At 67.9% G+C, this 22,342-nt stretch carries 22 protein-coding genes; 5 read left to right on the top strand and 17 right to left on the bottom strand.

Annotation, left to right across the window (positions count from 1 at the left end; translation table 11 throughout):
- The first annotated feature begins 1 nt into the window (after nt 1).
- Entirely contained in the window at nt 2-1,417 is a 1,416-nt protein-coding gene (locus tag V5F66_RS09985) for an RsmB/NOP family class I SAM-dependent RNA methyltransferase (protein ID WP_394093773.1), read from the top strand.
- A 208-nt stretch (nt 1,418-1,625) separates the two neighbouring features.
- A complete protein-coding gene (locus tag V5F66_RS09980; protein ID WP_394003177.1) occupies nt 1,626-3,329 on the top strand; it encodes a heparinase II/III family protein in 1,704 nt (567 codons plus the stop codon).
- 9 nt (nt 3,330-3,338) lie between these two features.
- On the opposite strand, the gene V5F66_RS09975 is transcribed toward V5F66_RS09980, so the two are convergent.
- From V5F66_RS09975 to V5F66_RS09945, 7 genes are all read right to left on the bottom strand, one after another.
- On the bottom strand, nt 3,339-4,022 hold the full coding sequence (locus V5F66_RS09975; RefSeq protein WP_394093772.1) for a GntR family transcriptional regulator: 684 nt from the start codon (nt 4,020-4,022) through the stop codon (nt 3,339-3,341).
- Nucleotides 4,023-4,054: 32 nt separating this feature from the next.
- Nucleotides 4,055-4,741, bottom strand: a complete 687-nt coding sequence (locus V5F66_RS09970) for a DUF2848 domain-containing protein (RefSeq protein WP_394093771.1) — start codon at nt 4,739-4,741, stop codon at nt 4,055-4,057.
- A gap of 91 nt (nt 4,742-4,832) precedes the next feature.
- On the bottom strand, nt 4,833-6,005 hold the full coding sequence (locus V5F66_RS09965; RefSeq protein WP_394093770.1) for an ABC transporter substrate-binding protein: 1,173 nt from the start codon (nt 6,003-6,005) through the stop codon (nt 4,833-4,835).
- 88 nt (nt 6,006-6,093) lie between these two features.
- Entirely contained in the window at nt 6,094-6,810 is a 717-nt protein-coding gene (locus tag V5F66_RS09960) for an ABC transporter ATP-binding protein (protein WP_394003243.1), read from the bottom strand.
- Nucleotides 6,811-6,817: 7 nt separating this feature from the next.
- Nucleotides 6,818-7,579: an ABC transporter ATP-binding protein gene (locus V5F66_RS09955; RefSeq protein WP_394093769.1), complete on the bottom strand. Its 762-nt coding sequence runs from the start codon at nt 7,577-7,579 to the stop codon at nt 6,818-6,820.
- A complete protein-coding gene (locus V5F66_RS09950) occupies nt 7,576-8,418 on the bottom strand; it encodes a branched-chain amino acid ABC transporter permease (protein WP_011995724.1) in 843 nt (280 codons plus the stop codon). Before V5F66_RS09950 ends, V5F66_RS09955 begins: the two co-directional genes overlap by 4 nt.
- The gene (locus tag V5F66_RS09945; RefSeq protein ID WP_011995725.1) at nt 8,418-9,290 is read right to left on the bottom strand and encodes a branched-chain amino acid ABC transporter permease; all 873 of its coding nucleotides are present in this window, start codon (nt 9,288-9,290) and stop codon (nt 8,418-8,420) included. Before V5F66_RS09945 ends, V5F66_RS09950 begins: the two co-directional genes overlap by 1 nt.
- A 447-nt stretch (nt 9,291-9,737) precedes the next feature.
- On the opposite strand from V5F66_RS09945, the gene V5F66_RS09940 reads away from it, so the two are divergent.
- Entirely contained in the window at nt 9,738-11,450 is a 1,713-nt protein-coding gene (locus V5F66_RS09940) for an AAA family ATPase (RefSeq protein WP_049775822.1), read from the top strand.
- A 78-nt stretch (nt 11,451-11,528) separates the two neighbouring features.
- Here the strand turns inward: V5F66_RS09940 and V5F66_RS09935 are convergent, their stop codons facing one another.
- The gene (locus V5F66_RS09935; RefSeq protein WP_394093768.1) at nt 11,529-12,419 is read right to left on the bottom strand and encodes a substrate-binding domain-containing protein; all 891 of its coding nucleotides are present in this window, start codon (nt 12,417-12,419) and stop codon (nt 11,529-11,531) included.
- 308 nt (nt 12,420-12,727) lie between these two features.
- Here V5F66_RS09935 and mog point away from each other — a divergent pair, with 308 nt between their 5' ends.
- On the top strand, nt 12,728-13,261 hold the full coding sequence (gene mog, locus V5F66_RS09930) for a molybdopterin adenylyltransferase (protein ID WP_041574980.1): 534 nt from the start codon (nt 12,728-12,730) through the stop codon (nt 13,259-13,261).
- 46 nt (nt 13,262-13,307) lie between these two features.
- On the opposite strand, the gene V5F66_RS09925 is transcribed toward mog, so the two are convergent.
- The 5 genes from V5F66_RS09925 to fabA all read right to left on the bottom strand — a co-directional run bounded on the left by V5F66_RS09925 (nt 13,308) and on the right by fabA (nt 18,302).
- Nucleotides 13,308-14,198 carry a cation diffusion facilitator family transporter gene (locus tag V5F66_RS09925; protein WP_394053834.1) on the bottom strand — a complete coding sequence of 297 codons (891 nt, stop codon included), beginning with the start codon at nt 14,196-14,198 and terminating at the stop codon, nt 13,308-13,310.
- A gap of 297 nt (nt 14,199-14,495) precedes the next feature.
- Entirely contained in the window at nt 14,496-15,254 is a 759-nt protein-coding gene (locus V5F66_RS09920) for a bestrophin-like domain (protein ID WP_011995730.1), read from the bottom strand.
- 155 nt (nt 15,255-15,409) lie between these two features.
- Entirely contained in the window at nt 15,410-16,258 is an 849-nt protein-coding gene (gene fabI, locus V5F66_RS09915; RefSeq protein WP_394053835.1) for an enoyl-ACP reductase FabI, read from the bottom strand.
- A 226-nt stretch (nt 16,259-16,484) separates the two neighbouring features.
- Complete coding sequence (fabB, locus tag V5F66_RS09910; protein ID WP_394093767.1) at nt 16,485-17,708, bottom strand: beta-ketoacyl-ACP synthase I; 1,224 nt, start codon at nt 17,706-17,708, stop codon at nt 16,485-16,487.
- Between the two features lie 54 nt (nt 17,709-17,762).
- Nucleotides 17,763-18,302: a 3-hydroxyacyl-[acyl-carrier-protein] dehydratase FabA gene (gene fabA / locus V5F66_RS09905; protein ID WP_041574982.1), complete on the bottom strand. Its 540-nt coding sequence runs from the start codon at nt 18,300-18,302 to the stop codon at nt 17,763-17,765.
- A gap of 367 nt (nt 18,303-18,669) precedes the next feature.
- Here fabA and mscL point away from each other — a divergent pair, with 367 nt between their 5' ends.
- Nucleotides 18,670-19,086: a large conductance mechanosensitive channel protein MscL gene (gene mscL / locus V5F66_RS09900; RefSeq protein ID WP_041576185.1), complete on the top strand. Its 417-nt coding sequence runs from the start codon at nt 18,670-18,672 to the stop codon at nt 19,084-19,086.
- A gap of 20 nt (nt 19,087-19,106) precedes the next feature.
- On the opposite strand, the gene V5F66_RS09895 is transcribed toward mscL, so the two are convergent.
- The 4 genes from V5F66_RS09895 to V5F66_RS09880 form a co-directional block, all read right to left on the bottom strand.
- Entirely contained in the window at nt 19,107-20,180 is a 1,074-nt protein-coding gene (locus tag V5F66_RS09895) for a quinone-dependent dihydroorotate dehydrogenase (protein ID WP_394003158.1), read from the bottom strand.
- 8 nt (nt 20,181-20,188) lie between these two features.
- Nucleotides 20,189-20,887, bottom strand: a complete 699-nt coding sequence (locus V5F66_RS09890; protein WP_011995736.1) for an orotate phosphoribosyltransferase — start codon at nt 20,885-20,887, stop codon at nt 20,189-20,191.
- A 132-nt stretch (nt 20,888-21,019) separates the two neighbouring features.
- A complete protein-coding gene (locus V5F66_RS09885; RefSeq protein ID WP_394093766.1) occupies nt 21,020-22,012 on the bottom strand; it encodes a 2-hydroxyacid dehydrogenase in 993 nt (330 codons plus the stop codon).
- Between the two features lie 38 nt (nt 22,013-22,050).
- Nucleotides 22,051-22,263 carry a hypothetical protein gene (locus V5F66_RS09880; protein ID WP_394008802.1) on the bottom strand — a complete coding sequence of 71 codons (213 nt, stop codon included), beginning with the start codon at nt 22,261-22,263 and terminating at the stop codon, nt 22,051-22,053.
- Nucleotides 22,264-22,342: the final 79 nt, after the last annotated feature.

Below are 22,342 nucleotides of genomic sequence, written 5' to 3'. Positions count from 1 at the left end.
CATGGTTCGTGCTCTACCTTGCGCGATGAAACCGCCTTCTCGCGCCCACAAGCCCGCCCGCCGCCCCGGTTCAGGATCCGCCCCGGCTCCTGGCAAACCTACTGCTGGCAAACCTGCCGCCGCGACGCCCGGCCTTGCCGCCCGCATCCTCGCCGTGGACGGCCTTGAGCAGGTGCTGCGCCACGGTGCCGCGCTCGAGGATGCCCTAGACGCGGATGTCGCCCTCGACCCGCGCGACCGGGCGCTGGCCTACCGCATCCTCGCCACCAGCCTGCGCCGCATCGGGACCCTGCGCGCCCTGATCGCCAAGCTGATGGAGCGCGGTCTGCCGAAATCCGCGCCGCGGCTGGAATCCGTGCTGTTGGCCGGAGCGACGCAGATCCTGTTCATGGACGTGCCCAACCATGCCGCCGTGGGCCTGTGCGTGGACGTGGCCCGCGCCGACCGCAACACTGCCGGGTTCGCAGGCCTCGTGAATGCCGTGCTGCGCCGCCTCACCCGCGAGGCGGACGCGCTGATGGTGGGCATCAGCCCCGATTTCGCCGATACGCCGGAATGGATGGGCCAGCGCTGGATCAAGGCGTACGGCCTTGAGACCACCCGCGCCATCGCCGCCATGCACAAGGTGGAGCCGCCCCTCGACATCACCGTGAAGGCCGACCCGGCGCTCTGGGCGGAGCGCCTGTCGGGCGAGGTGCTGCCCACCGGCTCGGTGCGCGTCCTGCAGGCTGGGCCGGTGCGCGCCCTGCCGGGCTTCGCCGAGGGCGACTGGTGGGTGCAGGACGCCGCCGCCGCATTGCCGGCCCGGCTGCTGGGCGACGTGAAGGGCCTGAAGGTGGCGGACCTGTGCGCCGCCCCGGGCGGCAAGACGGCGCAGCTTGCGGCGGCGGGTGCCATCGTCACCGCCGTGGACCGTTCGTCGTCCCGCCTCACCCGGCTGAAGGAAAACCTGGAGCGCCTGAAGCTTTCCGCCCAGGTGGTGGCGGGGGATGCGGCCGACTTTTCCGGCGGCCCGTTCGATGCCGTGCTGTTGGACGCGCCGTGCTCGGCCACCGGGACGCTCCGGCGCCATCCGGACATCGCCGTCAACAAGCGGCCGGGGGATCTCGTCACCCTTGCCGGCCTTCAGGCCCGGCTGATCGCCCATGCGGCGGACCTGCTCAAGCCCGGCGGCACCCTGGTCTATTCCACCTGCTCGCTGGAGCCGGAGGAGGGGGAACAGCAGGTTGAACGGCTGCTGGCCGCCCGCAGTGATATAATCCGCGCACCAATCGTGCCCGGAGAGGTGGAAGGCATCGATCCGTTCATAACTCCTCAAGGGGATGTGCGCACTCTTCCCAGTCACTGGATGCGGGGGGAAGCGGAGCGGTCGGGTCTCGACGGCTTCTTCGCCGCCCGGCTGAAGCGCCGGGCCTGAGGTCTCAGGCCCGGTCGGCCCGGTCGGCCCTCCCATCCGTTGCGAATCAGTCGGTGAAGACGAGCGCATGCGGATTTGGAATGGAGCGGCGGGGCCTCTTCAGGTCGTGGCCAAGGGCGTTTTCGCCAGAGGCGTCCTGGCCAAGGGTCTCGCCCCGTCAGCGGGGAGAGCCGTGAGCCGGAGCGGCCTGAGAGAGCGCACGCGCCTGATGGCCCTCCTCGCGGAGCTGTGGTCGCAGCAGGTGCTTGCGCGCCTCGGCGGCCGTACCATGGCGCTCGGCTACGTGCCGGTGCCGGTGCCCGAGCGACTGCTCATCGCCCCCCAGGACCTGCGCACCGGCGACGCGACGCTGGCCAGCGAGATCTATTCCGGCCGCTTCGCCTTCGCCGGCAAGGTGATGCTGCTGGACGGGCGCACCCCGTTCGAGCTGGTGCCACCTTCCGTGGAATGGGCCGAGGCGCTGCACGGCTTCGGCTGGCTGCGGCACCTGAAGGCCGCCGGCACCACCATCGCCCGTGCCAATGCCCGCTCGCTGGTGGGCGACTTCATGCGCGATCCCGGCAAGGCGCGGGCGGTGGCGGCGCGGCCGGACGTGGCGGCGCGGCGCATCATCTCCTGGCTCACCCAGGCCACCTTCCTGCTGCAGGACGCCGACCACGATTTCTACCGCCGCTTCATGCGCTCGCTGGCCCGGCAGGTGCGCCAGCTGCGGCGCATGGCCAACGACGCGCCGGACGGCCAGCCGCGCATGCTGGCGGTGACCGCCCTCGTCTTCGCCGGCCTGTGCATGTCGGACCAGGGTCGGCTGCTGAAGGCGGCGGACAAGCGCCTGTCAGAGGAGCTGGACCGCCAGATCCTGCCCGATGGCGGCCCGCTCACCCGCAATCCCGGCATGCTCATCGAATTGCTGCTGGATCTTCTGCCGCTGCGCCAGGCCTTCACCGCGCGCAACCAGCCGGCACCCCCCGCGCTCATGAATGCGGTGGACCGGATGATGCCCATGCTGCGCTTCTTCCGGCATGGCGACGGGGCGTTCGCCCATTTCCACGGCATGGGGCACACGGCGGCGGACCAACTCGCCACCATCCTCGCCTTCGACGACGCCCGCGGCGCGCCGGTGGCGAACGCGCCCTATTCCGGCTACCAGCGGCTCGATGCCCGCGCCCTCATGGTGATCGCTGACACCGGCCCCCCGCCCCCAGCCATGGCGAGCTGGGAGGCCCATGCCAGCTGCCTCGCCTTTGAATTCTCCTCCGGCCGGCACCGCATCGTCATCAATTGCGGCGTGCCGGAGGTGCATCGGGAGATGTGGCGGCAGGTGGCGCGCTCCACCGCGGCCCATTCCACAGCCGTCATCGCCGACACCTCGTCCTGCCGCTTCCTGCAGGGCGGCTCCATGACGCGCATCTTCGGCGCGCCCATCGTCTCCGGACCCAAGCACGTGGAGGTGCAGCGCGGTACCCGCAACAATGCGCTGCTGCTGCGCGCCAGCCACGATGGCTATGCGGAGCCGTTCGGCCTCATCCACCAGCGCTCGTTCCGCCTCGCCATGGAAGGCAACCGGCTGGACGGCGAGGATGTGTTCAAGGCGGCCGAGGAGGGCGCCAAGCTGCCGGCGGAGACATTCGCCATCCGCTTCCACCTGCATCCGTCCGTGACGGTGGAACGGCTGGACGATCCCCACACCGCCTTGCTCAGCCTGCCCAACGGTGAGGCCTGGGCCTTCGCCGCGCCGCACGTGCCGCTGGGGGTGGAGGAAAGCGTGGACCTCGCCGCCGCCGGTGGCCCGCGCCGCACCGCGCAACTGGTGCTGTCGGGCGAGGTGGTGCGCACGCCGCGCGTCATCTGGACCTTCGTGCGCACCCGCGAAGCCCAGAGCGTGCCCCCGGGCCGCCCGCCAGCCCGGGGATAGGCGGGGGGCTCAGAGCTGCCGCGTGATGTTTGCTGCGAAGGAGAGGATGTGCGCCCGCGTCGCCTCCTCGGCGCCGTCGCCGTCGCGGGCGGCGATGGCGTCGGCGATGGCGGCGTGCTCGTCCACCACGCGGGCATGATGGCCGGCATCGCGGAGCGACACGAACCATACCCGCTGCGCCCGCTCGTGCAGATTCTTCAGGATGTCGCCCAGCACCGGGTTGCCGGCGGCCGCCGAGATGGTGGCATGGAAGGCGCGATCGAGCGCCATGGCCGTTGCAACATCACGCTCCGCCGCCGCCGCGCCGCCGCGCCGCACATTGTCGGCCAAAGCGGCGAGGGTGGCACTGTCGGCCCGCTCGGCGGCAAGGCGGGCGCAGAAGCCTTCGTTCAGCAGCCGCACCTCCACCATGTGGCGCACTTCGTCGGCGCTGATGGGGCGCACGATGATGCCCTTGCGCGGCAGCACCTCCACGAGGCCGTCGCGCATGAGCCGGTCGAACGCCTGGCGCACCGGGGTGCGGCCGAGGCCGAGGCTGGACGCCACCTGCGCCTCGCTCAGGGCCTCTCCGGGGCGGAACACGCACATGATGATGCGCTGTTTGAGCACCTCATAGGCGGTGTCGCGCAGCGAGCGGCCCGGAGCGGTTCCGGTCTCCGCCGTCGCCTCTCCCAGCTCTGCGTCGATCTGCATGGGCGCCCTCCGGACGTGTGTTCTCTTCGAGTTTAGCCGGCGATCGGCAGGATGCTCACATCATAGCCGTGGCGGATGGTGCGCTTCAGCACCGGGTCCTCCAGCTCGAACTCGAAGCGCGCCGCGGGACGGATGCCGCCCTTGGCCGCGAGGGTGCCGCAGAACATGGCGGTGCCCTCGGAAAGGCCCGGCCCGTAGCCAGCGATGATCTCGCCCGGGGGCAGCATGGCCGAGACCGGGCCCTCCTGGTACAGCACCCGTTCCCCGCCGATGGTGGCGAACGAGCGGATGATCAGGCTGTCCCAATGGGGCTGCACGTCGTCCAGCACCCACAGCTCGGGGGCGACGGGCTTGTCGCACATCTGCTTGGAGACGGTGATGCCGTAGGTCTCCACCGTGCGGTCAGTGTGGTCCGAGCCGACGCCGAGGAAGCGGCGCCCGCCACTCTCAAGCACCATGAACTCCACCTCGCCGGAGGAGTCCGGCCCGGTGCATTCGATGGCGTCGGCGGTGGTGAAGCGGGCGGCCGCCACCCGGTAATAGATGGGGGTGGAGGCGGGGCGCGGCACGCCCAGCTCTTCCAGCTCCACGATGTGCTTTTCCAGCGCCGCCTTGTCGCGGCCGGTCCAGCCGGCGATCACAGCGTGGCGGATCTCCACCGCAAGGCGCTTGGCGGCGCCGTCGGCATGGAGGGTGAAGTCAAGTGTCGTGCCCGGCATGGATGTGTCTTTCGAGGGAATGGAAGAAGAGCCGGCGCCTTCCGGTCAGGGGCAGGAGGAAGGCGCCGGCCGTACGCGGAGTGTGCCGAGGTCAGTTCGGCATCCGCGTATCCAGAAGGGTCCACTTCCCGCCCTTCACCTCAAGGATGTAGACGGGCTTCACGGCGTCGCCGTCGGCGAAGGAGATGGCGCCTTCGAGCGCCGGCACGTCCTTCAGCTTGGCCACCTGGTCGCGGACCGCGCTGCGCTCGGCGGCGAGCTTGGCCTTGTCGCCGGTGGTGCCGGCCCGCTTCATGGCCTCGGCGTAGAGGTAGACGATGTCGTAGACCGAGGCGTCCATCTGGTTGGGGTCGGTGCGGTTGAGGCCGGCGGCCTTGGTGCGCTTGGCGAATTCCGCCGCGAAGGCGCGGGTCTTGTCATTCACCTCGGGGAAGAAGGTGGTGCCGATGGTGAGCGTTTCGCCGGCGCCATCCATGCGCTTGGGCAGCTCGGGATCGGCGATGGTGGTGCCGCCGATGAGGCGGGTGGAGACGCCCTGGCGCTTCAGTTCCTTGGCGATGGTGATGGCGCCTTCCGGCGGCGAGCCGAGGCCGACCACGTCGGGCGCCATCTGCTTCAGCTGCGCCACCTGGGGCGACAGGTCGAAGGCGGCGAGCTGGAAGTCCACGGCGCCCTTGGAGGGGATCGAATACTTCTCGAACATCTTGGGCACCACGCCGGTGCCGATGGATTTGGACACCACGTCGTCGGTGGCATAGGCCGCCGCGCCCGAGGCCATGGGCAGCTTCTTGTCCTTGATGGACGCCAGCACCTGGTCGATCACCTTGCCTTCGTCGGTGGTGTTGCGGAAGCCGTAGGTGAAGCCCTTGGTGAGGCCCGGCGCCGAGGAGGCCATGGACATCTGCGAGATGCCCTCGCGCTCGCCCACCGGGAAGGTGGTGCGCACTTCCGAGGAGGAGAACGGCCCGATGATGGCCAGCGCCCCCGCATCCTGCGCGAACGCGCGCACGGCGGTGGTGGCCTGCTTGGGATCGCCGGCGGTGTCGAACTTCACCACCTTGATCTTGCGGCCGTTGACGCCGCCCTTGGCGTTGATTTCCTCGACCGCCATGTCCACCGCCACCTCATTGGTGTTGGCAAGGCTCACGTAGGGGCCGCTCTTGGCCATCATGTAGCCGAGGACGAGCTCTTCCTCCGCCCGCGCGGTGCCGGCGGTGACCAGCGCGGCCAGGAGGCCGGCGCCAAGAAGCAGACTTTTCTTCATGTCCAATTCTCCTCTGGATTGCTCTGGTTTTTCTGTGTGTCGCGCTTGTTTTCGTCACGCGAACCGGTCTTCACTTCACTTGAAAAGATCAGTGGGCATTCGCCCCGCCGAGATAGGCGTCCTGGAGCCTTGGATCGGCGGCGAGCGCCTTGGGGTCGCCGTCCATGGTCACGCGGCCGAGTTCCAGCACGGTGGCGGCATGGGCGACCTTCAGCGCCTTGCCGGTGTTCTGCTCCACCAGCAGCACCGAAAGGCCGTCGCGGTTCAGTTCGCAGATGAGGTCGAACAGCTTCTCCACGAACAGCGGCGAGAGGCCGAGGGAGGGTTCGTCCAGCATCATCAGGCGGGGCTTCGCCATCATGGCGCGGCCGATGGCCAGCATCTGCTGCTCGCCGCCGGAGAGGCAGGAGGCCAGCATGTGCCGGCGCTCGGCGAGGTTGGAGAAGCGGCCATAGATGGCGTCCATCTCGCGGCGGATGGCGACGGTGTCGCGCCGCATGTGGGCGCCCAGCAGCAGGTTCTCTTCCACCGTCAGGGAGATGAGGATGCGCCGGCCTTCCGGCACCAGCACCAGCCCCTGCGCCATGCGCCTGTGGGGCGCCGCGCGGGTGAGGTCGGAATCTGCGAAGGTGATGCCGCCGCCCTTCGCCGGGACCGCGCCGAGGATGGCCTTCAGCAGGGTGGACTTGCCGGCGCCGTTGGCTCCGAGCACGGTGACGATCTCGCCCTCGCGGACGCTGAGCGAGACATCGGTGAGCGCGGCCACGCGGCCATAGGAGACGGAAAGGGCGGAGACTTCGAGCAGCGCCATGTCAGGCCTCCCCGTCCGAGCCGATATAGGCCTCGCGCACCCTGGGATCCTGCCGCACGCGGGAGAGGGGACCCTCGGCGATCTTCTCGCCGAAATTCAGCACCACCACGTTCTGGCAGATGGACTCCACGAAGTGCATGTCGTGCTCCACCACCAGCAGGGTGATGCCCTTGGCCATCAGCGCCTTGAGGTGATCCCTCAGGGCATTGGTCTCGGAGGGATTGAGGCCGGCGGCGGGCTCGTCCAGCATCAGCAGGCTGGCGCCGGCGAGTGTCGCGCGCACCAGGTCGATGCGCTTCCTCACCCCATAGGGCAGGGCGGAGACGGTCTCGTCCGCCCAGCGGTCGAGGCCGCTTTCCTCCAGCGCGGCGCGGGCCTCGCGCTTCCAGCGGTGGTTGGGGATGAGACGGTAGGGGGTGAGCAGCGCGGCCAGTGAGGAGGCACGCACATGCTGGCCCACCAGCAGGTTTTCCAGCACCGACAGATGCGGCATCAGCCGGACGTTCTGGAACGAGCGGGCGACGCCGGTGCTGATGCGGCGGCGGGAGGGCATGCGGGTCACGTCCACGCCGTTCACCGTGATGCGGCCGGCATCCACGCCATAGACGCCGCTGACCATGTTGAACACCGTGGTCTTGCCCGCCCCATTGGGGCCGATGAGCGCCGTGGAGACGCCCTTCGGCACGGTGAAGGACAGGTCGCGGATGGCTTGGACGCCCGCGAACGACTTGGACAGGGCGGAGATTTCCAGCGCCGTGCTCATGAGGAGGCCTCCGGCGCGCGGCGACGGAACAGGCGGAACAGGGCGGCCGTCACCAGCCCCTGAGGGCGGAGCGCCATGAAGACGATGATGAAGACTGCGAACACGGCGTAGCGCCACTGGTCGGAGGCGCGCAGCAGCTCCGGCACCAAAGTGAAGAAGACGGCGCCCACCAGCGGACCCCACACGGTCTGGGTGCCGCCGAACAGCACGTAAAGGACGGTGAAGACCGACAGCAGCACGTTGAAATGCTGGGCCTCCACGAAATTGTAATGGTGCGCATAGAGGGCGCCGCCGAAGCCGGCCACCATGGCGCCCAGGGCGAAGGCCGCCACCTTCATGCCGCGCACCGGGACGCCGAGCAGGTCCGCCACCGTGGCGTCGCTCTTCACCGCCGTCAGCTCGAGGGCGAAGCGGGTGCGGGAGATGTAGAGCATCAGCACCACCACACCCGCCGCCGCCGCGAACACCACGTTGGGGCCGGCATAGTCGGTGACGGGATAGCCCGCCGCGCCGCCTACCACTTCGAGATTGAGGAACAGCGCGGAGATCACCTGCCCAAGTGCGAAGGTGGCCATGGCGAAATAGATGCCGTGGGTGCGCAGCACCGGCAGGCCGATGAGGAGGCCGGTGAGCCCCGCCGCCAGCGCGCCCGCCGGGATGGCGGCCCACATGGGCCACATATATTCGTTGGTCAGGAAGGCTGAGCCATAGGCGCCGATGGCCATGAAGCCGGCGATGCCGAGATTGAGCTGCCCGGCGGCCAGCGGCAGGTAGACCGCATAGGCCGCCATGACATTGAAGGCGAGGACGACGAGGACGCCGGTCAGATAGCCGCTCATTACAGCTTCTCCCGGCTGGGGGCGCGGCCCATGAGACCCTGCGGCCGGACGATGAGGATGAGGAGCAGCAGGCCGTAGACGGTGATGTTCACCACGTCCGCGCCGATGAAGGAGATGGAGACCACCTCGGCAAGGCCGATGAGCAGGCCGCCCAGCACCGCGCCCCAGATGGAACCCATGCCGCCCACGATCATGGCGGCGACGCCCTTGAAGCCGACGCCCTCGCCCATGAAGGGCGACACCTGCTGGTAGTTCACCGCGAACAGGATGCCGGCCAGCGCCGCCAGCGCCGCCGAGGCGACGAAGAGCTGCGGCACCAGGCGGGCGATGTCGATGCCCATGAGCAGCGCCGTCTCGCGGCTCTCCGCCACGGTGCGGATGCGCCGTCCGGCGGCGGTCTTCGCCAGCACGAAGGACAGAGCGGCCACGATGCCCAGCGACAGCACGAGCGAGGCGAGCTGGGCATAGCCGATGACGAGGCCGCCGAGGCGCAAATTGAGGTCCGGCAGCAGCGCCGGGAACGCCTGCTGGTCCGATCCGAACTGAACCAGCATGAGGTTTTCCAAAAGCACCAGGAAGCCGAGGGAGGACACCAGCGGCACCTCCGGATCGCCGCCCTGCATGGGCCGGTAGGCGAAGCGCTCCACCAGCAGGGAGATGAAGGCCGCGGCGGCCAGCGCCCCGGCGGCGGCGAGCAGGAAGGGCCAGCCGGCCTTCATCAGTCCGAAGGCAAGCATGCCGCCGGCCATGAACAGGCCGGGCAGGGAGAAGTTGAGGAAGTTCAAGACCCCGATGGCGAGGGTGAAGGCCACCGCCACGAGCATGTAGATGGCCCCGAGCATGAGGCCGTTGACGATCTGCTGCGCGACCATGGCGACGGGGCAACCTCGCTGGAACGCCGGGATGGAGCACCCGCCAGCCGCAGTCGCGACAGGCGAATTAGCTAATATACAAAGCTATCTTGCTTTCCCATGCAAGCTGAAATTTCAGGCGGATTTCAGATTTCAGTCGGCCAGCCAGAGTTATTGCGACGTTGCGGATTAGTGACTTTATTCCAAGGGGTTATAGTGAACGAAAAGAGGGTTCCGGCGCCCGGCGCTGACGCCGGGGTGAGCTGCGCGGTGCCCAACGGTGCGGCAGGTCGGCTTCGGTGATCTGGCGTCCGCAGGTGGGTCGGCCGATGCCAGCGAGGGGTCGGGCTGATCTTGCCGGCCTCGATCTTGCTATGGCCGTTTCAACCCATCGTCCGATGCCAGGGGTTGTCACAGCCCGACGATTTTTGTCGGAACCCGGACATTGGTCGTCACCGTGAGGTGGTCATGAAGCTCATCGTCGAACGTCTGGTCGTCGAATCCCTGGTCGAGGCCTTTCCCGATCAGGCCCATCTTCTGGCCCAGCCGCGCCTGTCCACCCGCATGGAGCTGGGGCTCGACACGCTGAAGCCCGACGAACTGGCCCACCTCCACGACCTGGTGCTGAAGAATGGCGGCACCGCCGTGCGCGGGCAGGAAGAGCAGCTCGCCAACCTCGTCGGCGTGTTCAAGGATGAAGGCCGGCGCTTCGCCCCGGAAGAGCTGGAAGACCTCGCCGGCGAGCTGGCCCTCTACTTCGTGAACTCATCCATCCGCGGCTGGCTGTTCCGCATGAATGCGGGCGGCAAGCCCGAGCCCTACCTCATCACCCGGCTCGACTACACGCCCCCCGGCGAGGAGGAGGCCGGCCGCGTCATCATCGAGCTGAAGGCCAACAATCGCGGCAAGATCCATGTGGAGAATCTGCTGATCCGCTCCAAGGATCTGCGTGGCCTCACCATTCCCGGCACGCTGGCGGCCAAGGGCTGGCTGATGGAGGACGCGGGCCTGCTCGCCTCCTTCGACGACCAGATGGTGCGCTATTTCGAGTGGCGGGCGCGCTACGGCCACCAGTTCTCCGGCAAGGGCACCGGCATCTTCGCCGAGGATCCCACCGCCAACCGCCGCGACACCGACTGGGCGCGCAAGTCAATCATCGTGCTGTCCTCCTCGGGCTCCGAGGCGCGCCTGGTGAATGACGAGGAACTGCTCGGCGAGCGCACGCTCGGCAACGAAACCTCGGGCTTCTTCCTCGACAAGATCGTGAAGAAGGCGGACAAGCAGAACCTCTTCCACATGGCGGTGGACGAGGCGCTGAAGGCGGCGCAGGCGAACGTGCGCAAGGGCTCGTTCACCGACATGCCGGTGCACCCCCTCATCCTCATGTTCCATCTGGAACTGCACCACCACGTGTGGGTGCATGTGGACGACATCCGTCCTTACGAATACCACCCCGAGCTGAAGCACAAGCTGGTGCTGCCGCCCGAGCAGACCGACCTCATCGACATCCTCACCGCCGAGATGAACACGCTCATGGACGACGTGGTGGCGGGCAAGTCCGGCGGCACCACCGTGCTGTGCGCCGGACCGCCCGGCGTCGGCAAGACCCTCACTGCCGAGGTCTATTCGGAGATCATCCAGCGCCCGCTCTACCGGGTGCATTCCGGCCAGCTCGGCCTCGATGTGGCCCACATGGAGCAGGCCCTGAAGGATGCCCTCACCCGCGCCCAGCGCTGGGGCGCGGTGATGCTGATCGACGAGGCGGATGTCTACATCAAGCGCCGGCAGGACAACCTCACCATGAACGCGGTGGTGGGCGTGTTCCTGCGCGTGCTCGAATACTTCAACGGCCTGCTGTTCCTCACCACCAACCGGGTGGACGATATTGACGAGGCCATCATTTCCCGCTGCATCGCGCTCATCAAATACCATTCGCCGGGACCGGACGACCGCCGCAAGATCTGGCGGGTGATGGCGGACCAGTTCGGCCTGCCGCTGTCGGACGAGCTGATCGGCAAGCTGGTGGTGATGTTCCCGGAGACCTCCGGACGCGACATCAAGGGCCTCGCCAAGCTGGTGGCGAAATATTGCTCGCAGAAGAACGAGCCGCCCAACATCGACGCCTTCCGCCGCTGCGCCATTTTCCGCGCTCTCGACGTGCCACCGGTGGAAGCGGCCTGACCGCAGACACCAGTCCCCAGAGGACCTTGCGCCCGCCCGGTTTACGGGCGGGCGTTTCTTTTCGGCCCGGGGGCCGGTTCAGCAGCAATTGTAATGGACCGTCCCGAAGCCGGACACGTCATAGCCGCCGAGATCGGCGGCACGGGCCTCGAAGGCGGGCGCGAGGCAGAATGCCACCAGCTTCTGGAACGGCGGATCGAAATAGGCCTTGCGCCAGACCAGGAGATCGAAGCGCTCCTCCAGCAGCGGCAGGAAGCGCAGATTGTGAAGGCGCGCCGCCGCGGCGATGCCGAGCCCCACGTCCGCCCGCCCGGCGGCGATGGCCAGCGCCAGGTCGGTCTCGGTCCGCTCGACGGCGTCCACTACCCGGAGGTCGGCGCGCGCCATCTTCTCGGCGGACAACAGCCGGTCCAGCACCAGCTCGCTGCCGGCTTCCGGCTGCCGCGCCTGGAAGCGCAGGCCCCGGACATCCTTCAGGCTTTTGGGAGGACGGGCGATATCGGGCCGGTAGAGGAGGCCGCGCACCCGCCGGGCCCATTCGATCAGCACCCATGGCTCGCGGCAGAAGCGGCCTTCCACCGTACCCACGTTCCAGCCCTGTGGATCGGGCACGTGCAGGCCCACGGCGATGCATTCGCCCCGCTCGGCGCGGGCGAGCCCATCGAGCGCGCCGTCGAGGAAGGCGGCGATGCCGGAGCGCGATTCGCGCAGCGCCCAGTCGAGCAGGGGGTCGTGCCCGCCGGCGAGAACGAGCGGGAAGGGTGCACGCTCGCCCGGCGCCTGGGTCTCCCCAGGCTCGCGCGGTTCAGTGGCGCCTCCCAGCCAGCTCTCGATTTCCTTGCGCGGAAACAGCAGTTTGCCCGTCACCCGCCGGACCGGGAGACTGCCCGTCGCCACCAGATCGTAGACCTTGCGCTCCTTCACGCGCAGCAGCGCCGCCAGCTCGCGGGTGGTCAGGAAATCCGACATGCTCCGATGCACCGTCACGGCAGGAACCCGAAAAAAACGACACGTTTCACCTATATTCACATGAATACGGTTTCACGCGAAATTCAACCTCTATCGCTGCGATATGGCGGCGCGCCCGGGTGACGCTGAGATGGACACGGGGAAATGGACACGGGCTTGCATTTCGGCCCCGGTCGCGCCAGCACAGGCGCACCGCCTTGGAGCCGGGCCCGATCGGGTTGAACCCGCCTGATCGGCGCATCCGTCTCCCGCCCTCGAGATCGGGGACGCGCAGCCAGCGCGTGCTCTGGACCAACCGGATCGCTCCCATGTCGCCAGCCCGCATCGGCATCGTCACCATTTCGGACCGCGCCAGCTCCGGCGGCTATGCCGACCTCTCGGGGCCGGCCATCGAGGCATGGCTGCGGCAGGCCATCACCAGCCCCTGGAGCGTCGACTATCGGGTCATTCCGGACGGTTTCGAGAGTGTGCGCGATACCCTGATCGACATGTGCGACCATGCCGGCCTCGACCTCATCTGCACCACCGGCGGCACCGGCCCGGCCCCGCGCGACCTGACCCCTGAGGCCATGGCGGCGGTGATCGAGAAGCCGCTGCCCGGCTTCGGCGAGCAGATGCGCCGCATCAGCCTGAACGAGGTGCCCACCGCCATCCTGTCGCGGCAGGAGGCGGGGGTGCGCGGCAAGACCCTGATCGTGAACCTGCCGGGCAAGCCGGCCTCCATCGCGGTGTGCCTCGGGGCGGTGTTCCCGGCCATTCCCTATTGCCTCGACCTCATCGGCGCGGGGCGCATCGAGACCGACCCGCAGGTGTGCGTCGCCTTCCGCCCCAAGGGAGCGTGAGGCCTTGGAGCGTGAGGCCTTGGAGCGTGAGGCCTTGGGAGCGCGATTAAAGCACCACCACGCCGCGGTGCTTGGCCTCGCCTTCCGGTTCCACGTGGATGGTGATGATGGCGTCGTCCATGTCCTGCTCGAAGGCGCTCTCGATGCGGTCGCAGATCTCGTGGGCGGCCGCTACCGTCATGGCGCCCGGCACCACCAGGTGAAACTCCACGAAGGTTATGCGCCCGGCATGGCGGGTGCGCAGGTCGTGGGCCTCGATGGCACCGGCGGCGTGGATGGAGACCAGCTCCTTGATGCGCGCCACCACGTCCGGCGGCGGGGCGGCGTCCATCAGGCCGCCCACGGATTCCTTCATCATGCCCCAGCCGGTCCATAGCACGTTGAGGGCGACGAGCCCGGCCAGCAGCGGGTCCAGCTGCGGCCATCCGGTGACTGGAACCAGCACGAAGCCCGCCAGCACGGCTGCGGAGGTGGCCACGTCCGACATCAGGTGCTTGGCGTCGGCGATCAGGGCCGGCGAGCGATAGGCCCGGCCGACGCGCATCAGGATGACGTACCACACCACGTTGACGACGGTCGCCGCGCCGTTCAGCAGCATGCCCTTCACCGGCTGGTCGGGCAGGGTGGGGTTCTGGAAGCCGTTATAGGCCTCGCGCATGATGGTGAGCGCGGCGATCACCACCAGCACCCCCTCGATCACCGCCGAGATGTATTCCGCCTTGTGGTGGCCGAACTGGTGGTTGTCGTCGGCGGGCCGCGAGGACACCTGCAGGGCGATCAGCGCCGCGCCGGAGGCGGCCACGTTGATGATGCTCTCCAGCGCGTCGGACAACAGCGCCACGGAGCCCGTCACCCACCACGCCAGCGTCTTGAGGCCGAGCACGATGATGCCGACGAGCACGCTCGCCGCCGCCACCCACAGCGTCTTGCGGCTCATGTCCGCCTCCTGTCCTGTCAAAGGCGAGCGCGGCCGGTTCGGCCCGCGCTTGTCCGTCCGCACTGCTCGCGGCCCGCGGGGGCCTGCGCCGCCGCTGCGGACAAGGTGCCTGTGGAGCAGCTTCCCACCGGAGCGGATCGCTCCGCCGATTGGAAGTTGGCTCAAATTCAATGGGTTGGGCGATATGCCCGGCCCGGAACGATCCGGACGCGCTATGCTCTAGCCGCTGGGCCGGTGCAGCGCAACGCCCCATGATGCCGCCCGTCCGCCCATCCCCGCTGCCGGCCGGCGGGACGGTTACTTCACCATGTGCTGCAACGCCTTCAGCATGGCGTCGGATGGTATTATTATAATTCCGTCAAAGGGCGTGCTCATCTCCAGGATCAGGAAGATCGCTCCGCCCAGGGAGAGGGCACACAGGAGAAAAATCGACACCGACACCGAGTTGACCGGCGAAAACAACCCGAAGCTCATGAAGATGAAGGTGAGCCAGACGATCAGCACGACGGTGAAGATGGGCGGCACCTGCACCGCGCTTTCCTCAATCAGCACCCAGCGCAAGGCGGCCAACGACTTGTAGCGGTCGATGGCCTCCGCCTTGAGTTCCACCTGGTCCGGCGTCTTCGGCTCAAGCGCGCGCACCATCTGGCCCACATGCGAGAGGGTCTGCTCGGACACCTCGCTGTTGACGAGGGTCTTCGTGGTGTCCGCCGGCCAGGTCTCGTCGAGGGCGTGCTCTGTATAGCCGCGCAGCGCGGCGCGGGCCGGATCGGCGTCCGGACCATAGTGCCGGAGCGACAGGTCGAGGGTGATGAGATAGGTGGCGTATTGCTGCACGTCGCGGTTGGTGGTGTCGAAATTCCCCTTCACCGACGCGGTCATGAGGCCGAGGATCAACGAGGCCATGGCCGCCACCATACCCACCGCGAGCTTCACCGCCTCCTGCGTTTCCTTGGAGAGGTGCTGTTCCTTCAGCTTGCGGGAGGCCGCCATGCCGGCGATGGCACCGCCGAACAGACACACGAAGACGATCCCGGCGACCACCAGTGCGTCCATGCCTTCACCCACCCCCAGATGCAGCGGTTCTGTCTGTGATGGTCAGAACAGCCCGCGCCGATAGGTAGCGCTCCGGCGCGGGAGGTAAAGAGGCAATCGCGCCCGCCGCTGCGTCAGGTCGGGTCGATCACCGGCGCAGGCCCGGGGCGCTGCTGCTATTCCGCAGCCTTCACCGGCGTGTCGGCCGCAAGCTTCGCCTCGGCGTCTTCCTGCTGCTTGAGCACGTCGGGATGCGGCATGGACATGATGTTGTAGCCGGAATCCACGAAATGGATCTCGCCCGTCACGCCACCCGACAGCTCGGACAGTAGGTAGAGGGCGGAGCCGCCCACTTCCTCGATGGAGACGGTGCGGCGCAGGGGGGCGTGGCGCTTCTGGTAGTTGAACATCAGGCGGGCATCAGCGATTCCGGCGCCGGCGAGCGTGCGTACGGGCCCCGCCGAAATGGCGTTTACGCGGATGCCGGCCGGCCCGTAATCGGCGGCGAGGTAGCGCACCGAAGCTTCCAGCGCCGCCTTGGCCACGCCCATCACGTTGTAATTGGGCATGACGCGGGTGGAGCCGCCATAGGTCAGGGTGACGAGCGACCCGCCATTGGGCATCAGCGCGGCGGCGCGCTTGGCGATCTCCGTGAAGGAGAAGCAGGAGATGACCATGGTGCGGGAGAAATTCTCTCGGCTGGTATCAGCATAGCGGCCCTTCAGCTCCGACTTGTCGGAGAAGGCCACCGCATGGACAAGGAAATCGATGGTGCCCCAGCGCTCCTTCAGCGCCGCGAACACGGCATCCACGCTGGCGAGGTCTTCCACGTCGCACGGCAGGAGGATGGAGGAGCCGAGGCTCTCGGCCAGCGGCTTCACGCGCTTGGCCACGGAATCGCCCTGGTAGGTGAAGGCGATCTCGGCGCCCTGGCCGGCCAAGGCTTTGGCGATGCCCCAGGCGATGGAATGGTCGTTCGCGACCCCCATCACCAAGCCACGCTTGCCCTTCATCAGGTCCTGCATCACCCACCCTCTCGCGCCTGAAACGCCGATAGCAGACCGCGCGGGCCGGCACCACGGCACGGCCCTTCACCTTTCATGACCGACCCTGACGCATGCCTCTGGGGGAGGTCGTAGAACCCTTGCCCCGGATGGCCCTGCCTCAAGCCGGTATTGCCCCCGCTGGCCTGGCCCGCGGGGGCTGCACGGCGGACATCCGCCCGGCGGGGCTCAGGCCTCCGTCGTGCAATCACGCATCCACGTGCTTGAAGACCAGCGACGCATTGGTGCCGCCGAAGCCGAACGAATTGGACAGCACCGCGCCGAGCTTCACATTGTCCTGCCGCGCGCGGACGATGGGCATGTCGGCGAACACCGGGTCCAGTTCCTCGATGTTGGCGCTCTCGCAGATGAAGCCGTTCTGCATCATGAGGAGGCAGTAGATGGCTTCCTGCACGCCGGTGGCGCCCAGCGAGTGGCCGGTCAGCGACTTGGTCGCCGAGATGGGCGGGCACTTCTCGCCGACGCCGAACACCTTGCGGATGGCCTCGATTTCCGGCGGATCGCCGGCCGGGGTCGAGGTGGCGTGCGGGTTGATGTAGTCGATGGGCAGGTTCACGGTGGACAGGGCCATGCGCATGCAGCGCTCGGCGCCCTCGCCCGAGGGGGCGACCATGTCGTAGCCGTCGGAGGTGGCGCCGTAGCCGGCGACCTCGCCATAGATCTTGGCGCCGCGGGCCTTGGCGTGCTCCAGCTCTTCCAGCACCAGCACGCCCGCGCCGCCGGCGATGACGAAGCCGTCGCGGTTTACGTCATAGGCGCGGGAGGCCTTGTGGGGCGTGGCGTTATACTTGGAGGACATGGCGCCCATCGCGTCGAACAGGCTGGAGAGGGTCCAGTCCAGCTCCTCGCAGCCGCCGGCGAAGACCACGTCCTGCTTGCCGTACTGGATCTGCTCGTAGGCGTTGCCGATGCAGTGGTTCGACGTGGCGCAGGCCGACGAGATGGAATAGTTGACGCCCTTGATCTTGAACCAGGTGGCGAGCGTCGCCGACGCGGTCGAGCTCATGGCCTTGGGCACGGCGAACGGGCCGATGCGCTTGGGGCCCTTGGTGCGGGCGATGTCCGCCGCTTCCACGATGGTGCGGGTGGACGGGCCGCCGGAGCCCATGACGATGCCGGTGCGCGGGTTGGAAACCTCGGACGGCTCCAGCCCCGAATCGCGGATGGCCTGGTCCATGGCGACATGGTTCCAGGCGGTGCCGCCGCCGTGGAAGCGCATGGCGCGGCGATCCACCACCTCTTCGGCGTTCAGCGTCGGCGCGCCCTGCACCTGGCAGCGGAAGCCGAGCTTGGCCTGGTCCTCCGCGAAGGAGATGCCGCTCTTGGCCTCGCGCAGGCTGGCGAGCACCTCTTGCGTGGAGTTGCCGATGGACGAGACGATGCCCATCCCGGTGACGACGACGCGCCGCATGTCAAATCCCCATTGGAAAGCAGCAGTATGGCCGCGGATCGTGGCGGCGCCTTGTCAGGCGCTCGCCGCTCCCGCGGCGGGTGCCGCATCGGCCTGGAACAGGCCCACCTTCAGATCCTTCGCGCGATAGATGACGGCATCGTCCGCCGACAGCCAGCCATCGGCGATGCCCAGCACCAGCTTGGAGCGCATCACCCGCTTGAACTCGATGCCGTAGACCACCTTCTTCACGCCCGGCAGAACCTGGCCTGAAAACTTGAGTTCGCCGAGGCCCAGCGCCCGGCCGCGGCCGGGCGAGCCCAGCCAGCCGAGATAGAAGCCGACCAGCTGCCACATGGCGTCGAGGCCCAGGCAGCCGGGCATAACCGGGTCGCCCTTGAAGTGGCAGGCGAAGAACCACAGGTCCGGGTTCACGTCGAGCTCGGCGCGGATGAAGCCCTTGCCGAATTCGCCGCCGGTCTCGGAAATCTCGACGATGCGGTCGAACATCAGCATGGGCGGCAGCGGCAATTGCGCGTTTCCGGCGCCGAACAGCTCGCCACGTCCGCAGGCGAGGAGATCTTCATATGCGAAGCTGGTTTGCCGGTCCGCCATTCTCAAGCGTGTCGCCATTCTGCCCGGAAGGGGTTGATCCGCGAGGGGACCCCTGGGGATGTTGCCGAAAGAGCCCTAAGGCCCGCCCCCGTCATCGGCGGCGGGCACTCCCTAACATAGGGACGGGCGCACTCAAAGTCATGAAAGCGTCACGCCGTACGCAACGGTGCCGCAACGGAGCGATCCGTTTGGCGAGAGGCGATCGCGGGTGGGGGCAAAGGGAAATTCGGTCCAGGCGTGAACCCAGCCGACCCCGGCCGCGTTGCTCGCCTGTCGCTTGCAGTGCGCCTTGGCCCAGCGTTAAGGACGTTTCGTAAGGATTTTGGTTAAGGGTGCCATCTCGACGGCTCGGGAGACGGACATGCCGGTGTTGAAGGAGTTCAGGGAATTCGCGGTCAAGGGCAATGTGATGGATCTCGCCATCGGCGTGATCATCGGCGCCGCCTTCGGCAACATCGTGACCTCGCTCGTGGGGGACATCTTCATGCCGGTCATCGGCGCCATCACCGGCGGCCTCGATTTCTCGAACCACTTCATTCCCCTGTCGTCGGCTGTGACGGCCGACAACCTGGTGGACGCCAAAAAGCAGGGAGCGGTACTGGCGTATGGCTCCTTCATTACCATCGCCATTAATTTCCTGATCGTGGCGGCGGTACTGTTCCTGGTGGTGCGGACCATCAACACCCTGCGCCGGGCCGAGGAGAACAAGCCGGCGCCGGCGCCGACCCGCTCCGAGGTGCTGCTCACCGAGATCCGCGACATGCTCGCCAAACGCCCGAGCTGACACGCCCGACCTTAGGCGCCTCAGCGCACGTCCACGCCCACCGCATCGGCAATGGAGGCGAAGCCGTCCGCCTTCAGCCGGGCGGCGAGATCCGTCTTGATCCGGGTCACGAGGCCGGGGCCATGGAACACCAGGGCGGAATAGATCTGCACCAAGCTCGCCCCGGCGCGGACCTTGGCATAGGCGTCCGCTCCGGAAGCAATGCCGCCCACGCCGATGATGGGCAGCCGGCCGCCCACAAGCCGATAAAGCGCCCCGAGGCGCTCGGTGGACAGGGCCAGCAGGGGCTTGCCGGAGAGGCCGCCGGTCTCGTCCTTGAATTTGCTTTGCAGGCTCGCCGGGCGCGACAGGGTGGTGTTTCCCATGATGATGCCGTCCACGCCGGTGGCGAGGGAGGCCTCCGCCACGTCGGCCAGGGCCGCGTCGTCGAGGTCCGGCGCCACCTTTACCAGCAGGGGGGTGCGCGCGGCGGGATCGGGCATGGAGGCATTGCGCACGCTAATGACGTGGGCGAGCAGGGTTTCCATCTCCGCCCGCGCCTGCAGCGCCCGAAGGCCCGGCGTGTTGGGCGAGGAGATGTTGCACACCAGATAGTCGGCGAGGCGGCAGGTGGCCGAGACGCCGGCGCCGTAATCCTCCAGCGCGTCCTCGCTCTCCTTGTTCTTCCCCACATTGGCGCCGACGATGCCGCGCTTGCCGCTGGCCCGGCGCTGCCCAAGGCGGAAGACGAAGGGGGCGAGGCCCTCGCTGTTGAAGCCGAAGCGGTTGATGACCGCCTCGTCCTCATCCAGCCGGAACAGGCGGGGCAGGGGATTGCCCGGCTGCGGGCGCGGCGTCACCGTGCCGGCCTCCACAAAGCCGAAGCCGAACCTGAACAGGGCGTCCGCCACCTCGCAATGCTTGTCGAATCCGGCGGCAAGGCCCACCGGATTGGGGAAATCGAGCCCCCACACCCGCGTCGCCAGTACCGGATCGTCGGGTCCCCCCGACAGGTCCGGCACCAGGCCGCTCTTCAGCACGCGGATGGACAGGTGATGCGCCTGCTCCGGCGTCATGAACCGGAACAGGGGCTTGAGGACGCCGTAGAGGTCCATCCGCGCGGTCACTCGCCGGTGACGGCGGTGCCGCCGTGGGCCTTCGACCAGGAGTGGGGATCGTGGAGGAAGGACTCGATCTCGGCGATCTGGGCGGATTCGAACCGGTTCATGGTCTTCACCGCCGCCAGCACGTCCCACCAGGTGGCGAGGCGGTGCAGGCTGAGCCCGGCCTGGTCGAAGATGCCCGAGGCCTCGGCGAAGATGTCGTAATAGAAGAACACGAAGCAGTGCGAGCACTCCGCCCCGGCCTCGCGCAGGGCGTTGACGAAGGTCACCTTGCTCTTGCCGTCGGTGGTGAGATCCTCCACCAGCAGCACCCGCTGGCCGGGGGCCAGGTGTCCCTCGATCTGTGCGTTGCGGCCAAAGCCCTTGGGCTTCTTGCGCACATACTGCATGGGCAGCATCAGCCGGTCCGCCACCCAGGCTGCGAAGGGGATGCCCGCCGTCTCGCCGCCGGCTACGGTATCGAACTGCTCGTAGCCGATCTCGCGGAAGATGGTGGAGATGCCGAAGTCCACCAGCGTCTGGCGCACGCGGGGGAAGGAGATGAGGCGCCGGCAGTCGATATAGACCGGGCTGGCCCAGCCGGAGGTGAAGATGAACGGCTCGCCGGAGGAAAAGCGCACGGCCTCCACCTCCAGCAGCATCCGCGCGGTCTGCTCGGCGATGGTGGCCTTGTCCGGAAAAGCAGTGACATTCGCCATGGGAAGGGCCTCGGTGCCTCGATTATGTGACGCGCATATATCAGAGCCGTGGCCTAATGCGACAGCCCAGGCGCCGCAGGCACGCAAATGAGCCGCAGGCCGGGGGATGTGCCGTGGGGAGGGCGGCGCGCCTCAGGTGCCCGGAACGTGCGTCAGCACCGGGCGACCGCCGAAATGCGCCTGGAGATTATCGATGACCAGATCGACGGTGGCTTTCACGGCCTCCGGCGAGCGGCCGGCGATGTGGGGCGTGAGCACGAGGTTTTGCTGCCGCGTGAGGTCCGGCGGCACGTTTGGCTCGCCCTCGACCACGTCGAGGGCGGCGCCGGCGATGCGCCCGTGTTCGAGGGCATGGACCAGGGCCGCGGTATCGACCACGCTGCCGCGGGCAATGTTGACGAGGAAGCCCGCCGGCCCGAGCGCGTCCAGCACATGCGCGTCCACCAGATGCCGCGTGGCCGCCCCGCCGGGGGTGGCGACCACCAGTAAGTCCGACCATTGGGCCAGGGCCCGGGGGGAGGGAAGATAGAGCCAGGGCGCGCCGGCCCGGGGTGTGCGATTGTGATAGGCCACATCCATGCCGAACCCGCCGGCGCCGCGCCGCGCGATCTGTTCGCCGATGGTCCCAAGGCCGAGGATGCCCAGCTTCTTGCCCGAAATCATCGGGCGGGGCTGCCGCGACCGGAGCCAGTCGCCGCGCCGCACCGCATGGTCGGCGCCGACGATGCCGCGCACGATGGCCATGAGCAGGGCCATGGCGTGGTCGGCCACAGTGGCATCATTGGTGCCGGGGCCATGGGTGACGACGATGCCCCGCGCCCGGGCGGCGTCCAGATCGATTTTCTCGTAGCCGGCGCCAAGGGCGCAGATGATTTCGAGGGCCGAAAGCGCGGCGATCTCGTCGGTGTCGAGGCCGGTGGACCCGTTGGTCAGGACCGCCCGGATGTCGTCCCCCGCGGCGCTGATGACCTGCGCGCGCTCGGCCTTGTCGACGGCGACGCGCAGCCCGAAACCAGCGGCTTCGAGGCGGGATGAGGAGACAGGATCAATTTCGATTGTAACCAGAAGCGGGATCGGCATCGTCTGACCTTCGTCCCGGGGCCTGTCCGGCACCAGCGTGACCAAGGCCGGGGACCCGATGCGTTGACGCCCCGGCCTGCGCTTCAGCCCTCGCCGCGACGGCCGGGCTTGCCGATGCCGCTCACGTCAAACTCCAGTCCGTCGGCGGTATAGCGCGGGTCCGGCCCGGTGCCGGCCGCTTTCGCGCCACCCTTTGCCCCGCGCAGCGGCAGGCCCAGGGAAAGACTGAGACGCCGCTTGCGAGCGGCGATTTCTTTCCGTAGCGGGAAGACGGGGACGTTAATCGTGATCGTCATAGCCACGCTCCAAAAGTATATCGCGCGTTCAAGTCAGCATGGATCAGTTACAAACTTTAACAGAATAGTAACATTTCCA

The organism is Xanthobacter versatilis, assembly GCF_043193975.1.
Lineage (GTDB): Bacteria > Pseudomonadota > Alphaproteobacteria > Rhizobiales > Xanthobacteraceae > Xanthobacter > Xanthobacter autotrophicus_E.
This window is presented reverse-complemented; position numbering and strand designations above follow the sequence as displayed.

Bases quoted from the DNA above. Each gene is read 5' to 3' on its own strand.
- V5F66_RS09895 (WP_394003158.1), bottom strand. From the start codon at position 20,180: ATGGACCTCTACGGCGTCCTCAAGCCCCTGTTCCGGTTCATGACGCCG.
- fabB (WP_394093767.1), bottom strand. From the start codon at position 17,708: ATGCGGCGCGTCGTCGTCACCGGGATGGGCATCGTCTCGTCCATCGGC.
- V5F66_RS09980 (WP_394003177.1), top strand. From the start codon at position 1,626: ATGGCCCTCCTCGCGGAGCTGTGGTCGCAGCAGGTGCTTGCGCGCCTC.
- mog (WP_041574980.1), top strand. From the start codon at position 12,728: ATGTCGCCAGCCCGCATCGGCATCGTCACCATTTCGGACCGCGCCAGC.
- fabA (WP_041574982.1), bottom strand. From the start codon at position 18,302: ATGGCGGACCGGCAAACCAGCTTCGCATATGAAGATCTCCTCGCCTGC.
- V5F66_RS09965 (WP_394093770.1), bottom strand. From the start codon at position 6,005: ATGAAGAAAAGTCTGCTTCTTGGCGCCGGCCTCCTGGCCGCGCTGGTC.
- V5F66_RS09970 (WP_394093771.1), bottom strand. From the start codon at position 4,741: ATGCCGGGCACGACACTTGACTTCACCCTCCATGCCGACGGCGCCGCC.
- V5F66_RS09880 (WP_394008802.1), bottom strand. From the start codon at position 22,263: ATGACGATCACGATTAACGTCCCCGTCTTCCCGCTACGGAAAGAAATC.
- V5F66_RS09955 (WP_394093769.1), bottom strand. From the start codon at position 7,579: ATGAGCACGGCGCTGGAAATCTCCGCCCTGTCCAAGTCGTTCGCGGGC.
- V5F66_RS09945 (WP_011995725.1), bottom strand. From the start codon at position 9,290: ATGGTCGCGCAGCAGATCGTCAACGGCCTCATGCTCGGGGCCATCTAC.
- V5F66_RS09950 (WP_011995724.1), bottom strand. From the start codon at position 8,418: ATGAGCGGCTATCTGACCGGCGTCCTCGTCGTCCTCGCCTTCAATGTC.
- V5F66_RS09890 (WP_011995736.1), bottom strand. From the start codon at position 20,887: ATGGCGAATGTCACTGCTTTTCCGGACAAGGCCACCATCGCCGAGCAG.
- V5F66_RS09985 (WP_394093773.1), top strand. From the start codon at position 2: ATGGTTCGTGCTCTACCTTGCGCGATGAAACCGCCTTCTCGCGCCCAC.
- fabI (WP_394053835.1), bottom strand. From the start codon at position 16,258: ATGCAGGACCTGATGAAGGGCAAGCGTGGCTTGGTGATGGGGGTCGCG.
- V5F66_RS09935 (WP_394093768.1), bottom strand. From the start codon at position 12,419: ATGTCGGATTTCCTGACCACCCGCGAGCTGGCGGCGCTGCTGCGCGTG.
- V5F66_RS09925 (WP_394053834.1), bottom strand. From the start codon at position 14,198: ATGAGCCGCAAGACGCTGTGGGTGGCGGCGGCGAGCGTGCTCGTCGGC.
- V5F66_RS09940 (WP_049775822.1), top strand. From the start codon at position 9,738: ATGAAGCTCATCGTCGAACGTCTGGTCGTCGAATCCCTGGTCGAGGCC.
- V5F66_RS09920 (WP_011995730.1), bottom strand. From the start codon at position 15,254: ATGGACGCACTGGTGGTCGCCGGGATCGTCTTCGTGTGTCTGTTCGGC.
- V5F66_RS09975 (WP_394093772.1), bottom strand. From the start codon at position 4,022: ATGCAGATCGACGCAGAGCTGGGAGAGGCGACGGCGGAGACCGGAACC.